Source organism: Mesorhizobium opportunistum WSM2075 (genome assembly GCF_000176035.2).
Classification (GTDB): Bacteria; Pseudomonadota; Alphaproteobacteria; order Rhizobiales; family Rhizobiaceae; genus Mesorhizobium; species Mesorhizobium opportunistum.
Genome location: NC_015675.1, coordinates 3,884,321 through 3,897,955 on the forward strand (window position 1 = coordinate 3,884,321; position 13,635 = coordinate 3,897,955).

General features: G+C 62.0%; 11 protein-coding genes and 1 pseudogene. 3 read left to right on the plus strand and 9 right to left on the minus strand.

Translation table 11 applies throughout. From position 1 onward, the window contains the following. Positions 1–20: 20 nt before the first annotated feature. From MESOP_RS18755 to MESOP_RS18765, 3 genes are all read right to left on the minus strand, one after another. Entirely contained in the window at positions 21–998 is a 978-nt protein-coding gene (locus MESOP_RS18755; RefSeq protein ID WP_013894917.1) for an HpcH/HpaI aldolase/citrate lyase family protein, read from the minus strand. A gap of 13 nt (positions 999–1,011) precedes the next feature. Next, positions 1,012–2,202 carry an aminotransferase class V-fold PLP-dependent enzyme gene (locus tag MESOP_RS18760; protein WP_013894918.1) on the minus strand — a complete coding sequence of 397 codons (1,191 nt, stop codon included), beginning with the start codon at positions 2,200–2,202 and terminating at the stop codon, positions 1,012–1,014. Positions 2,203–2,339: 137 nt separating this feature from the next. Further along, positions 2,340–3,008, minus strand: a complete 669-nt coding sequence (locus tag MESOP_RS18765) for a LuxR C-terminal-related transcriptional regulator (RefSeq protein WP_013894919.1) — start codon at positions 3,006–3,008, stop codon at positions 2,340–2,342. 373 nt (positions 3,009–3,381) lie between these two features. Between MESOP_RS18765 and mgtE the strand changes: the two genes are divergently transcribed. Next, positions 3,382–4,794: a magnesium transporter gene (gene mgtE / locus MESOP_RS18770; RefSeq protein ID WP_013894920.1), complete on the plus strand. Its 1,413-nt coding sequence runs from the start codon at positions 3,382–3,384 to the stop codon at positions 4,792–4,794. Between the two features lie 68 nt (positions 4,795–4,862). Here the strand turns inward: mgtE and MESOP_RS18775 are convergent, their stop codons facing one another. Both MESOP_RS18775 and MESOP_RS18780 read right to left on the minus strand, forming a co-directional pair. Next, complete coding sequence (locus MESOP_RS18775; RefSeq protein WP_013894921.1) at positions 4,863–6,488, minus strand: putative bifunctional diguanylate cyclase/phosphodiesterase; 1,626 nt, start codon at positions 6,486–6,488, stop codon at positions 4,863–4,865. 162 nt (positions 6,489–6,650) lie between these two features. Next, positions 6,651–8,484 (minus strand): annotated as a pseudogene (locus MESOP_RS18780) (ATP-binding protein). A gap of 358 nt (positions 8,485–8,842) precedes the next feature. Here MESOP_RS18780 and MESOP_RS18785 point away from each other — a divergent pair. Next, the gene (locus MESOP_RS18785; protein WP_006203215.1) at positions 8,843–9,229 is read left to right on the plus strand and encodes a MerR family transcriptional regulator; all 387 of its coding nucleotides are present in this window, start codon (positions 8,843–8,845) and stop codon (positions 9,227–9,229) included. A 212-nt stretch (positions 9,230–9,441) separates the two neighbouring features. Here the strand turns inward: MESOP_RS18785 and MESOP_RS18790 are convergent, their stop codons facing one another. Then, entirely contained in the window at positions 9,442–9,918 is a 477-nt protein-coding gene (locus tag MESOP_RS18790) for a methyltransferase family protein (protein WP_013894922.1), read from the minus strand. Beyond that, positions 9,915–10,913, minus strand: a complete 999-nt coding sequence (locus MESOP_RS18795) for a heparan-alpha-glucosaminide N-acetyltransferase (RefSeq protein WP_013894923.1) — start codon at positions 10,911–10,913, stop codon at positions 9,915–9,917. The genes MESOP_RS18790 and MESOP_RS18795 overlap by 4 nt, the downstream gene beginning before the upstream one ends. A gap of 235 nt (positions 10,914–11,148) precedes the next feature. On the opposite strand from MESOP_RS18795, the gene MESOP_RS18800 reads away from it, so the two are divergent. Next, the gene (locus MESOP_RS18800) at positions 11,149–12,348 is read left to right on the plus strand and encodes an MFS transporter (RefSeq protein ID WP_013894924.1); all 1,200 of its coding nucleotides are present in this window, start codon (positions 11,149–11,151) and stop codon (positions 12,346–12,348) included. A gap of 2 nt (positions 12,349–12,350) precedes the next feature. On the opposite strand, the gene MESOP_RS36225 is transcribed toward MESOP_RS18800, so the two are convergent. Both MESOP_RS36225 and MESOP_RS36230 read right to left on the minus strand, forming a co-directional pair. Beyond that, on the minus strand, positions 12,351–12,995 hold the full coding sequence (locus MESOP_RS36225) for an SRPBCC family protein (RefSeq protein ID WP_245264904.1): 645 nt from the start codon (positions 12,993–12,995) through the stop codon (positions 12,351–12,353). Beyond that, a complete protein-coding gene (locus MESOP_RS36230; RefSeq protein WP_245264907.1) occupies positions 12,950–13,573 on the minus strand; it encodes an aromatic ring-hydroxylating oxygenase subunit alpha in 624 nt (207 codons plus the stop codon). The genes MESOP_RS36225 and MESOP_RS36230 overlap by 46 nt, the downstream gene beginning before the upstream one ends. Positions 13,574–13,635 lie beyond the last annotated feature (62 nt).

The window sequence follows — 13,635 nt, forward strand, 5'->3', positions numbered from 1 at the left end:
TCCTCCCTGAACAGTCAAAGTCAAAGTGCTGCGACGCGCGGCTCTCGTTGGCTAAGTTGGCCTGCGCGCTCGATCGCTTCGTTGACCACCAATACGTTTCTGGCCATGCGCTCCGAGGCGGCGTCGATCATCTTGCCGTCGAGCGCGGCCGCTCCCTTGCCCTGCGCCTCGGCTTCCTTCAGCACTTCGAGGATGCGCCTGGCGCGCGTGACCTCTTTTTCCGGCGGCGAGAAGACGTCGTTGGCGAGTACGATCTGCGAGGGATGGATCGCCCATTTGCCTTCGATCCCGAGTGCCGCGGCGCGCCTGGCCCCAGCTATGTAGCCTTGCGGATCGGAGAAATCGCCGAACGGCCCGTCGATGGCGCGAAGCCCATAGGCGCGGCAGGCGACGGTCATCCGCGACAGCGCGAAATGCCACTGGTCGCCGGGATAGTCGGGGTTGAGGCCGCCGATATTGACGGTGCGCGCCTTGCAGCTCGCCGCATAGTCGGCGACGCCGAAATGCATGGCTTCCAGCCGGCCAGGCGTCGCGGCGATCGCCTCGACATTGGCCATGCCGAGCGCGGTCTCGATCAGCGCTTCGAGGCCGACGCGGGTCTTGAAACCCTTGGCCATCTCGATCTGGTTGACCATGGCCTCGACCATATAGAGGTCGGCCGGGACGCCGACTTTCGGCACCAAGATGGTGTCCAGCCGGTCGCCGGCCTGTTCCATCACGTCGACCACGTCGCGGTACATATAGTGGGTATCCAGCCCGTTGATGCGCACCGAGACGGTCTTGCCCTTGGCGCGCCAGTCGATGTCGTTGAGCGCCTGGATGATGTTCTTGCGGGCGCGTTCCTTGTCGGGCGGCGCGACCGCGTCCTCGATGTCGAGGAAGACGAAGTCGGCGGCGCTGTTGGCCGCCTTGTCGATCATCTCGGGGCTGGAGCCGGGAACCGCCAGCTCGCTGCGCTGCAGCCTCAGTTTCTTCAAATGGTTGATGGTGTGGCTCATCGTCGGCTCCCTCTCACGCCGCTTCGGCGACCGGCACCGCGGCCGAGGCGCGAAAATGCTGGATGGCCGCGCCGACGCCGGAGCCCGGCGCCAGCCGCACGCCGCAATCGAGCAATGCCATTTCGGCCGCCGACAGCGAGGCCAGCACCATCACCTCGTTCAGCCAGCCGAGATGGCCGATGCGGAAGACCTTGCCGAACACCTTGTTGAGACCGCCGCCGAGCGAGGTCCGGTAGGTCTGGTAGGCACGCTTGACGACGTCGCCGCTGTCGATGCCTTCCGGCACCAGGATGGCGCTGACTGTATCGGAATGCCACTTCGGCGCTTTGGCGCAGAGTTTCAGGCCCCAGGCGTCAACCGCCTTGCGCACGCCTTCGGCAAGGCGATGGTGACGGGCGAAGATGTTGTCCAGCCCTTCCTCGGCGATCAGGTCGAGCGAGGCGCGCAGGCCGCGCAGCAGCTGCGTTGCCGGCGTGTAGGGGAAATAGCCGGCGTCGTTGGCGCGGATCATGTCCTCGAAGGAGAAGAAGCAGCGTTGGTGGGCCGCAGTTCTCGATGCGACAAGCGCCTTCTTGCTCACCGACAGGAAGCCGAGGCCGGCGGGCAGCATGAAACCCTTCTGCGAGCCGCTGACGGCGCAGTCGACGCCCCATTCTTCCTGACGGAAGTCGATCGAGCCGATCGACGACACGCCATCGACGAAGAGCAGGGCAGGGTGGTTTGCCTCATCGAGCGCGGCGCGGCAGCCGGCGACGTCGCTGGTGACACCCGTAGCCGTCTCGTTCTGCGTGCAGAAGACCGCCTTGATGCGGTGCGTCTTGTCGGCCTTCAGCCGCTCCGCATAGAGTTCGAGCGGGACGCCGGTTCCCCATTCGCAGTCGATGACATCGACCTCGAAACCCAGCCGCTCGGCCATGTCGACCCACAGATGCGAGAACTGGCCGAAGCGCGACATCAGCACGCGGTCGCCGGGGCTGAGCACATTGGTCATCGCGGCTTCCCAGGCGCCGGTGCCGGAGGACGGGTAGATGAAGACGCGGCCGGTCTCGTTCTTGAAGACGTGTTTGATATCCTCGAACAGCGGCAAGGTGAGATCGGGGAAGGACGCGGCGCGCATGTCCTCCATCGGCAGGTTCATCGCCTGCCGGACCTGTTCAGGAATGTTGGTCGGCCCGGGAATGAAAAGATGGGTGAAACCGGCCATGGTGCGAACTCCTCCTGATCCAGCAAAGCGGTGATGGGGAGTTTCGTTTCGACGGCCAATGCCAACAACACCTTGGCGGGTAACATCTCGCCGCGCGCGGGTGGGAGCGGCCTACCCGGTTGGCCTACCCGCTTGCCTTACCCGAAAGGCTGCTTCTGGGTGCGCCTCTCGCGTGAATAGAGCGCGACGGCCATCGCCCGGTTGCGGACGTCGAGCTTGTCGTAGAGATTCTTGAGGTGGTACTTCACCGTGTTCTCGGAAATGCCGGTCCGCGTCGCGATCTGCAGATTGGTCCAGCCGTCGGAAAGCACCGCCAGCAGCTCGCGCTCGCGGACCGTGAGCTGCGCCAAGGGCGTGTCGTTGACCTTGTTGATGTCAATGTAAGGGATGCAGATGCGTCCATGCGCGACCGCCAGGATCGTCTCGAAGATGATATGCGGATCGTCGAACTGGAAGCAGTAGCCCTGCGCCCCGAGCCGCACGCACTGCTTCAGGATGCCGATGTCATGGTCGTTTGAAAACACAGCGATGCGCACGGGGACCTTGCTGGCCTGGATTTCGGCCAGGACATCGGCGCCGTCCATGTCGGCGAGCTTCCAGCCGATGACGGCGACGTCGAATTCGTGTGCAGTCGCCAGTTCCAGGAAATGCTTGCCGCTCTGCACCGATGCCAGGAGTTCGAAACGCCCGTCGCATTCCAACATTTCGCGCAGGGCCGATATGACGAGCGGATTGCGTTCGGCGACGACAACGCGAACGCGCCGGTCGCCAACTGCCTTGCTCGTTTTCCCGGGCTTGCTGTTCAAGGGCGGTTTTTGTCCTGGGCTGATCGTGCCGCAACTCGGAGGCCAGGCTTCAAGCCGGACCCGTATCATGACAATTCTGCCGCAATCGCGCCGGGGTGCTCTTTCCCCAGCGACATCGGCTGTCGCGCCGTCTGAAGCCGGGATTCGCTGGTTTTGATGGGATAGGCATTGCCAGGTCGGGCATCGGCGATGTGCTCGCCGGGTGGCGTGGAACAAGCGTTTCGTTTGATATTCCGTGCCTTAGGGCGATAAGTTCTCAAATCGAATCGCGTCTTCAAGCGAGATGCAACGGATTTCCGCGAAACCGGTTTTCGCTTTAAGGTTCGATGCTCTAGACCTAAGACAGAATTTTTCGGGACGGCGGGAGGCGCTGATGGAGGACAAGCAGACGACCTCCGCCAAGGCGGCTGACGACATCCACGCCGACATCTATGGCGAGGATGGCGCAGTGCTTTCGTCCTTCCTTGCCCAGATCGGGACCGCGATCGCCGACCGCGATACGCCGACGCTCAAGCATGAAGTCGACCACCTGCATCAGTCGGAACTCGGCGACCTGATCGAGGCGCTGCATCCCGAGCAGCGGCGGACCCTGGTCGAGCTCCTGGGCGCCGATTTCGACTTTTCCGCGCTGACCGAGGTCGACGAGGCGATCCGCATGGAGATCGTCGATCAGCTGCCCAATGCGCAGATCGCGCAGGCGGTGCAGGAACTCGATTCCGACGACGCGGTCTACATTCTCGAAGACCTCGAGAAGGAAGACCAGGACGAGATCCTGTCGCAATTGCCGTTCACCGAGCGGATCAGGCTGCGCCGCTCGCTCGACTATCCGGAGGAGACCGCCGGGCGGCGCATGCAGACCGAGTTCGTCGCGGTGCCACCGTTCTGGACCATCGGCCAGACCATCGACTACATGCGCGAGGATAAGAACCTTCCCGACCGCTTCAGCCAGATTTTCGTCATCGATCCGAGCTTCAAGCTGCTCGGCGCCATCGACCTCGACCAGATCCTGCGCACCAAGCGCACGGTCAAGGTCGAGGAGGTGATGCACGAGACGCGCCATGCCATCCCGGCCACCATGGACCAGGAGGAGGCGGCGCGGGAATTCGAACAGTACGACCTTCTGTCCGCCGCCGTCGTCGACGAAAACGAGCGGCTGGTCGGCGTGCTGACCATCGACGATGTCGTCGACGTCATCCAGCAGGAAGCCGAGGAAGATCTGCTGCGCATGGGCGGCGTCGGCGACGAAGAGCTTTCCGACAGCATCCTTTCGACCTCGCGGTCGCGCGTTCCCTGGCTGCTGGTCAACCTCCTGACCGCATTCCTGGCGGCTTCGGTGATCGGCCTGTTCGATCACACGATCGAGCGGATCGTGGCGCTTGCCGTGCTGATGCCGATCGTGGCCGGCATGGGCGGCAATGCCGGTTCGCAGACCATGACCGTCACCGTGCGTGCGCTGGCGACCAGGGATCTGGACATCTACAATGCCGGCCGCATCATCCGCCGCGAAATGGGGGTGGGCTTCATCAACGGCATCGTTTTCGCCATCCTGATCGGCATCGTCGCGGCCGCCTGGTTCCACGATGCCAATCTGGGCGGCATCATCGCTGCGGCGATGATCATCAACATGTTCGTCGCCGCACTCGCCGGCATCCTGATCCCGCTGCTGCTCGACCGGTTCAAGATCGATCCTGCGGTGGCGTCGGCGGTCTTCGTCACCACGGTCACCGATGTCGTTGGTTTTTTTGCCTTCCTCGGCCTTGCCACTTGGTGGTTCGGCGTCCGCTAAAAGCGCGTCGCCACGAAACAGAAGGCAGCCGGCACTGTCAGCTTGCAGACCTGTCGGCCGATCTCCTCCTATCGCGAATGGCTTGCCCGTGCGCTGGCAATTCGCGTGACTGGCGTGCCGCGCGTAGGAAGTATCGCTCTGGAATCGTTTCCTAGGCCATACGCCGGCTTCAAATCCTCCAGCAGCAGCGGTTTGCCGAAATAATAGCCTTGCGCGCAGCTTATCCGGGTTGCGGCCAGCAGATAGGTGAGTTCCTCAAAGGTCTCGACCCCCTCCACTATGACAGACATGCCGAGCAACTGGCCAAGCGATTCAATCGCTTTGAGAATGGATTGGCTTCGCGGGCGCCTATGAACGTCCGTAATAAAGGAGCGATCCACCTTGATTTCGTCGGCCGTGATGTCGGCTAGCGCCGACAGTGAGGAATAGCCGACGCCGAAATCGTCGATCGAAACCCGGGCGCCTATCTCGCGAATCATCGGCAGGATACGATCCTGGAAGTTGCTCTTTGCGAGAAAGGCTTCCTCGGTCAGTTCCAGCATGAAGCGATCGGGATATCCGATTGCATCGATGGAATCGATAAGCGAGCGCATGAATCGCGGATCGCCTGCCTGTTTTGCCGCTACGTTGATGCTGATCGACGCCTCATGCCCGAATGCATCATTGATCCGATCGACCGAGTCGATGGTCTCGGTCAGGATCAGATGCGTCACCTCGTTCATGAGCCCCAGTTCAAGCGCAAGCTCGATGAAATCTCCCGGCGCCTGGATAACTCCGTCCTCGTCGCGCCATCTCAACAGAACCTCGACACCGACGGTCGTTCCAGAACGGAAATCGACTTTCGGCTGATAGGCGCAGCACAGGCGCTTGTCGCGAATGGCGAAGCGCAGACGCTGTTCGAGCCGCGTTCTCTCGGCAATGGCGTGCTCCATGCTCCGATCGAAGAATTTCACGCTGCCCTTGGCGCTGCCCTTGCTCCGGTACATCGCGCTATCGGCATTCGTGCGCAGAAGGTCAAAGGTCGTTCCGTCCTTCGGATAAAGGCTGACGCCGATCGACGCCGATGAAAAGATTTCGAAGCCATCCGCATAGAACGGTTCCTTGAGGCTCTGCGATACCCGCTCGATGTCGCTCGCCAGTTCTTCCATCGCCCCGACTGGAGATATCAGCAGCACAAACTCGTCGCCGCCGATGCGCACGAGCATATCGGTCGGGCGTAGGTATCCCGAGAGACGCGTTGCAATCTTACCGAGAAGCAAGTCTCCAACCGTATGGCCATAATAGTCGTTGATGTGCTTGAAGCCGTCGAGATCGATGAAAGCCAAGGCAAACGGAGCACTGTCCGCGCCGATCAAGTCGGTAAAACTGCGCTCCATGAGGGCGCGGTTCGGCAGACCGGTCAGCTCGTCGAAAAAGGCCTGCTGGAACAGGTCATTCTCAAGTTCGCACTGGTCGGTAACGTCAAGCGACAGGGCTACGGTCAGGGGCGCTTCCTGATCGGCAACGTCGAAACGCAACGTGCGGATAACCCGGCCATCTACGATCAGGTCCTTTGCCGGCGTGATATTGCCCGCCGCGATCGTTCCCGCCCGGTTTGCGTAGACAACGTCGCCAGCCTGCGACAGGACAGTCAATCCGAAAGGTGCAGCTTGAAGAAGGTCGGCGAGCAGTGGCTGTTTTTCGGCGACGGTCATCAATCAGTCCACTTCAATTCGATTTGAATATCGCGGCGAAGACATAGCTTGTCCGTAGTTCCAAGGTGCGTTGCGTCCAAGGGATTGGTCGATGCACTTCAAGCCTTCGTTTTCATGCACGTGTTTTTCCAAAAACCGCCGTTTGGCTTTGGATGCCATGCACTAGCGTCGCAGGAGTCGATAGCGTGCCTCTTCGATCCGGCGGGAGCCGGCAGAGGCTGGCGTCTCGTGCGCTTCCCCCGCGGCGTGCGCTTCGGGAGGGGGTTCGTTCGGATACTCCGACTGCAGTTGGGGCGTTTCGAGAGCTGCTGGAGCATCATCCATCCAGGCCGACCGGTTCGTCGTCGCTTCGCGCCAGCGATCGACAACCGACCTGACGAAATCGAAACGGCTCATATTCGATTTTTCGTCCCGCAGGGGGTTGGCCGAATCGCTGCGCGGTACCAGCCTCTCCGGCAATTCCTTGAAAGTCAGACGGGTCGGCAGCGGTACGGCTTCTCCAAAGCCGACGACCTCACCAGTTCCCAGAGACGGAACGAAAGCAAGCAGATCGGCCGCGGCGTCCGAAACGGCCGAGCGCAGCAAGGTTTGGTCCTGGTCGTTCGCCATGCGCATCGCAAACAAGGTGCTGCACTGGGAGATGATCGTCGGATCGAGCTCGGCGGGGCGTTGCGTCACGAGTCCGAGACACACACCATATTTGCGCCCTTCCTTGGCAATGCGTGACAAGGCTCGCCGTGCCGGACCAAAACCCAGCGAATGGTCGGCCGATGCGTAACGATGGGCCTCCTCGCAAACCAAAAGCAACGGCATCGTGCCATCGCTCCACAAGCCGAAATCGAAAGCCAGCCGGGATACCACGCATACCACCGCGTCCACGACCTCCACCGGAAGACTCGCAAGCTGAAGGATGGTGATCGGACGGTCGTGTGATTCCAAACCGAACAAGTCGCTGAGCAAAGCCGCCATCGTATCGCCGCCGACATTCGCTCTCTCGAACATGAAGGCGTAGCGCGGATCATTCCTGATACTCTCGATGCGCAGCATCAGGCGGTTGTAGGTCATGCGCGAGGAGCGGTTCTCCAGCTTTCCCATCCGCTCGTCGATGAGCGACAAGAGATCCTGCAGGAGATAGGGAACCGGCGTATCGACGGTGAAACCCGAGATCCTCGAATCCTTCCTCTTCAAGGTCGACCGGGTCGCGGCCGCTCTGGAGTTGGAGTATGCGCCCTTTGCCATCGGGATGAGTTCGGCGAGTATCTCGGCCTGTTCGGGAACAACCGGCCGGCCGCCAAAGACAACGTCGGTGATCTCTTCAAAATTGAACAACCAGAACGGCAGTCTCAGAGTCCGGGCACTGACCACGTTGGCCTTGTCGCCAAAACACTTGCTATATTCGTTGTGACCGTCGAGCAGCAGTACCCGCATATTCGGCCGTGCTTTCATGAGCTCGCCGAGAATTACGGCAACACCACTCGACTTACCAACACCGGTCGATCCGAGAACCGCGAAATGTTTGGTCAGGAGGCTGTCGACATCGACATAGGCGGGGATAGTCGGGTCCTGGTTGAGCTGGCCAATGCAAATCGCGCGCAAATCCGACGGCGCATAGATCAGTCGCAGCTCCTCATTGGATACAATCCTGGCAGCATCCCCGATTGCCGGGTATTCTCGGACGCCGCGCTTGAATTGCGATATGCCATCGGCGTTGCGGCAGATTTCGCCCACCAGATCAATTCGCGCGACGGACTTGTGGTTCGACGGATGCGTCTGTTCGGCCGAACCTCCCGAAACCTTCCGTAATCATGCCGACAATCGTGTTCGATCCGGCATCGATCGTGAGAAACTTGCCGACGGTTGTCCGCTTGTCGACCTTCGTCGCGGGAACCGGCAGGCCAATGCGCGCTTCGGATCCGCGCACGGACAGAACCTGTCCGACTGACGTTGCCGAACCATCGCCGCTGGCGCGGGACGGAGAGAAAGAATTGTCAGTCAAGGTAAAAGGCCCCCCGCCGTCACGTCTCACAGATCACGGTGCCATGGAATCGTTTTTTACCGGTTATGTTTTTGTCTCACTTAGAATTGTGACTAACGAAGAATAAACGATCCCGGGAGCAGTTCCGGGCATTGTAGTGCCTGGCCCGGATGCCCGGTTTTTCGAACTCTTCACGGTGCAGCAAGGAGGCTTGCGCGTGGCGAGGGATCGTTACTGCTCCGGGCGGCCTCAATTGACTTTTACGTAAATGCCATGCGACGCTCGCGCGGGGTGCCGTGTCGATTCCGGCGCGGCAAGGGTTTGGTTCGGACGAAAGGCGACGCACGGCGATCGCCTGGGGTTCCGGCACGGAGTGACAATGCGGGAATATTATTCGATCACCGAACTGACCCGCGAATTCGACGTGTCGACGCGGACACTGCGTTTCTATGAAGACGAAGGGCTGGTGCAGCCGGTGCGGCGTGGCCGCACGCGGCTGTTTCGTCCCTCCGACCGCCACCTCATCCGGCAGATCATGCGGGGAAAACGGCTCGGCTTCTCGATCAACGAGATCCGCGAAATCATCCAGATGTACAAGGAGCCACCAGGCGAGGTCGGGCAACTCAAGCTGATGATCAAGCGGATCGAGGAAAAGCGCGAGGATCTCCGGCAAAAGCGCCGCGATCTCGAGGAGACGCTGGCCGAACTCGACCAGGCCGAGGAGTCCTGTGTGGAGCGGCTGGTGGAACTTGGGGTCAATACCTGAGGGGCCAGATTCTATCGCGCGTTTGAGCGACAAACGTTCGTGATTGGCCGGAGCGTTTCGAACTTCGTCATCCTCGGGTCTGCGCTGCGTCGCTGCGCTCCTTGCTCCGCCCGCGAATGACGACGGGATAGGCGTTCGGCCAATCGCCGAGGTATGCCGCCCATCGGACAAGAGCTGTCAAAATCTATGCGCCGCGGAATACAGGCCCCGGCTCAAATCCAGCGTCGCACTCTCTTTGCGTAATCCCGGTATTTCTTGCCGAACTTCGCGGCCAGCACCTTTTCCTCGCCCTCGATGGCGACCTTCTGCGTGGCGAAAGCCGCGATGAACGCCATCGGCAGAAACCAGACGATGCCTGTGACGAAGGCGACGCCGATCAACAGCAGCGTGTTGGCCAGATACATCGGGTTGCGGGTGATGCCGAAGGGGCCTGACGTGACGAGATGGTCGGGCACCGCGTTGGGATTGAGCGTCGTCTTGGCCCGGACCATCGTGCGGATCGCCGTGAACCAGAGTGCCGCGACGCCGAACAGCGCCACCCAGCCGGCGGCGAACAGGATGTCGCCCAGGAGGTCGCCGATCCAGGGCAGGGGATAGAGCATGCCGAGAGTGATGCTGATGGCGATGGCGGCGGTGTAGATCACCGGCGGCCACGGTATCCTCCCTGGCTTCGGTTGGGCGTCGGTCATTGCTGTCCCCCCTCGGTCATCTTGTCGTCGGTCTGGGCGGTGCAGGTGCCGGCCAGATCGCCCAGATGTGCCTTCCATTGCGCAGTCTGATCGTTGTTGTAGAGCCGATCAAGCGAGGATTCACCCTCCAGCGTGTCGAGCATGCAGCTACAATAGCTCGAACAGAACTTGGCGTCGCGCGACTGCTCGCACGAGATCTGGCAGGTTTTCAGGAAATTCACCTGAGGGGTTTCGACCTTGGCTGGCATCACCTGCGAGAACAGCCAGACGCAACCGATCAGCAGCGGCTGGTGGATCAGGTAGAAGGCGAGGCTGTGTCGGCCGATGAAGACCAGCGGATTGGCCCAGCGGCCGGCCGCCAGGCTTGCCAGGCGCGCCCGCATGCCGGAAGCGGAGGCAAGTTTCGCGACACCGATGCCGACAAGCACCGCGCCGAACCATGGAAACAGCGGCACATAGTCGTTGGAACGAGGATTGATCGCCGACAGGCCTATCCACCACAGCCAGGGATGATCCAGGGCCTCGAAGCGCTGATAGACGGGCGCCGCGATAACCAGTGCCGCCACAAGCAGGGTCAGCAACGCCGGCAGGCGCAGGAAGGCGAGGCCGAGCAAGCTGGCGAGCGCGATCTCGTGCAGGATGCCGAAAAAGATGAAGCCGTCCGGCGTGGCGATGCGGGTGACGACCGAGATGGCGACCGCGGCGCCGGCAACCATGGCGAACCGCTTCCAGAAACCGTTCCAGCGGATTTGCCGGCCATGGGCGAGGTACAGGCTGACGCCGACCAGGAACAGGAAGGTCGAAGCGATGCAGCGTGCGTAGATCTTCCACCAGCCGAAGGCGGTGAGGCCGGGGTCGGTGTAGCCGAAGAATTCCAGATCCCAGGTGAAGTGGTAGCTCGCCATGGCCAGCAGCGCGATGCCGCGCAGGATGTCTATGGCGACGATGCGCTTGGGCTGATCCTGGACGGGTGCGGTCGGCGTTTCGATGGTCATGGTCTCGCGATCTGATTCAGCCCCACCAGAGGACTATCACGGTTGGCCGGGACAGAAGAAGGCCGGGTTCCTCGGCACGGCGCCGCGTGGGCGCAGGCCTCGTCGGATGCCGCTTTGGGCCAGCGCCGGAAAGGCTTTGACCAACCCGCTTTTCGCCGCCTGCGCGTCGGTTTCCTCTTAATGGCCTGGAAACGGCCAAGGCAGATTTGACCGGTGATTCTGCTTTGGGGAAGCAATGTCGACCCATGTGCGCCATCCGATCTGGCTCCCGGCCCTCAAGGCCGCGGATGCACGCACCTTCGCCTCGCTCTATGCGGTCGAATCCTTCGCGCGCGCCACGGTGTCGAGCGTCATCCCGATCCAGGCATACGAGATCCTCCACAACGAGCAGATGGTCTCGATCCTCTACACCATCGTGGCGCTGCTCGGCCTGTCGGTGACCTTGTTCATGCCGATGCTGATCCGCCGCTTTGCGCGGCGCTGGGTCTATACCGCAGGGGCTTGCCTGCTCGCCATCGGCTCGCTGTTCTTCGTCACCCACACGCTTGCCGGACAAGTAGCGGGGATGCTGTGCCGGGTGATGGGCGCCAGTGCGCTGTCGATCACGCTCAACCTCTACATCATGGACCACATCCGCAAGACCGACTTCATGCAGGCCGAATCGCTGCGCATGGCGTGGTCGATGTTTGCCTGGACCGGCGGGCCGACGCTCGGCATCTTCCTCTACGCGCATTTCGGCATCTGGGCCGCGCATGGTGCGGTGGCGGTGTTCGCAGTGGCCTTGCTGGCGCTGTTCTGGTTCTATCGGCTTGGTGACAACCAGTCGATCCAGCCGGGCAAGACACGACCGGTCAACCCACTCGCCAATATCGGCCGCTTCGTCGCGCAGCCGAGGCTGAGGCTGGCCTGGCTGATCGCTTTCGGACGCTCCTGCTTCTGGACGACCTTCTTCGTGTACGGCCCACTGTTCATGGTCATCACCGGGCAGGGCGATATCGCCGGCGGCCTGCTCGTCTCGGCCGGCAACGCGCTGTTGTTCATGGCCATCTTCTGGGGCAAGGCTGGAAAACGCTTTGGCGGCCGGCGCACCATGACGTTTGCCTATTTCGCCATGTCGGCGATGCTGCTGGCCGCGGGCACGGTGGGAGCGACCGCTCCGCTGGTGACCGGCGCTTTCCTGCTTGGCGGCGCGTTCTTCACCATCGCGCTCGATGCGCTGGGCTCGACGGCCTTCATGCGCTCGGTACGCTCCTACGAGCGCGCGCAGATGGCAGCCGTCTACCGCACCTATCTCGATTTTTCCGAGCTGACGCCGCCGCTGGTCTATTCCGTGGTGCTGATCTTCTTCGGGCTCGGCTCGGTGTTCGTCACGCTGAGCCTGCTGGCCGCGGTTTGCGGCTTCGTGACCTGGCGCTATCTGCCGAAGTCACTGTGACGTCATGGCGAAAGCGCCGAGTGGCGCTCGCGCACCCAGTTGTGGAAGCGGTGCAGATCATATTCCTCGGGCATCAGCACGCCGGCTTTGTGGCGCATGGAGCGCAGGCCCTTCTGGTTGACCTCGCAGATCGCCGCGTCCTCCTCCAGCACCTGCGTGCCGAAGGCGACTATGTTGTCGATGTCGGCCGACGGGGCATCGAGCGCTTCGGGCGCGAACAGCCATTCCGCGACCAGCCCGGTCTGTTCGGGGCCGAGCGGCACCAGCCGCACGGTCCTGACATAGTCGACATGACCGACGATGAACATCGAGGGCATGCTGGTGGCGTAGGTCTGGCCGGCGGCGCGCTCGGCTGGCGTCAAGCCCGCGAAGACCGGTGCATGGGTCTTGCCGTCGCGCGACCAGGTTTCGGCGCCGACGCGCAAACTACCCGAAAATTCCGGCGCGTCATTGTCGGCGTGCCGCACCCATTCGGGGTCGTCATGCCGGCTCATCAGGCCGCGGCCATAGATCGGCACCAGCCGCGACAGGTCCTTGTGAACGCCGGGGCAGTGCAGGCATTCGTTGAAGTTTTCCCAAAAAATCTTCCAGTTGCAGTTCATCACCTTGCGCAGCACATGGCCTGATACCAGCGTTTCCAGCGGCAATTGTCGAGATTGCCGGAGGCGGGGTCGAAGGAGGCCTGCGCCGAGCCGGCCGCGTCCTCCTGCAAATTCGCGTCCTCCTGCAAATTGACGAACACGAAGCCGCGCCATACCGACAATGCGATGCGGTAGAGCGGATGGTCGGCCTTGTCGAAGCCTTCGGGCAGCGATTTCGACGGCACGCGCACGAGGTCGCCGCGCAGCGAATACGACCAGGCATGATAGGGGCAGGTGATGAGCCGCGCCTTCAGCCGACCTTCGCTTTCCTGGCACAGCTGCGAGCCGCGATGCCGGCAGGTGTTGTGGAAGGCGCGCAGTTCGCCGGTCTCGTCGCGCAGCACGACGATTTCCTGCGTGCCGACGCGGAACGTGCGGAAAGCCAGCGGTTGGGCAAGATCGGCTTCCCGGCAGACGAGCAGCCAGCTTCGATACCAGATCGCATCGAGGTCGCGCTGATAGCTCTCGCCGTCCCAATAGGCCGATGACGGCAACGTCGCTTCAGCCCGGGTCAGGCCGTTGTAGCGATCGCGCTCGCTGGCATTGGGCTGCAGGACTGATGGCTGCAGGGCTGGGGGCTGCATGGCTGGCTTCCTGTGAAGTGGCCAGCCGACACCCGGCCGGGATAATTGTCAATTGTAGTGCC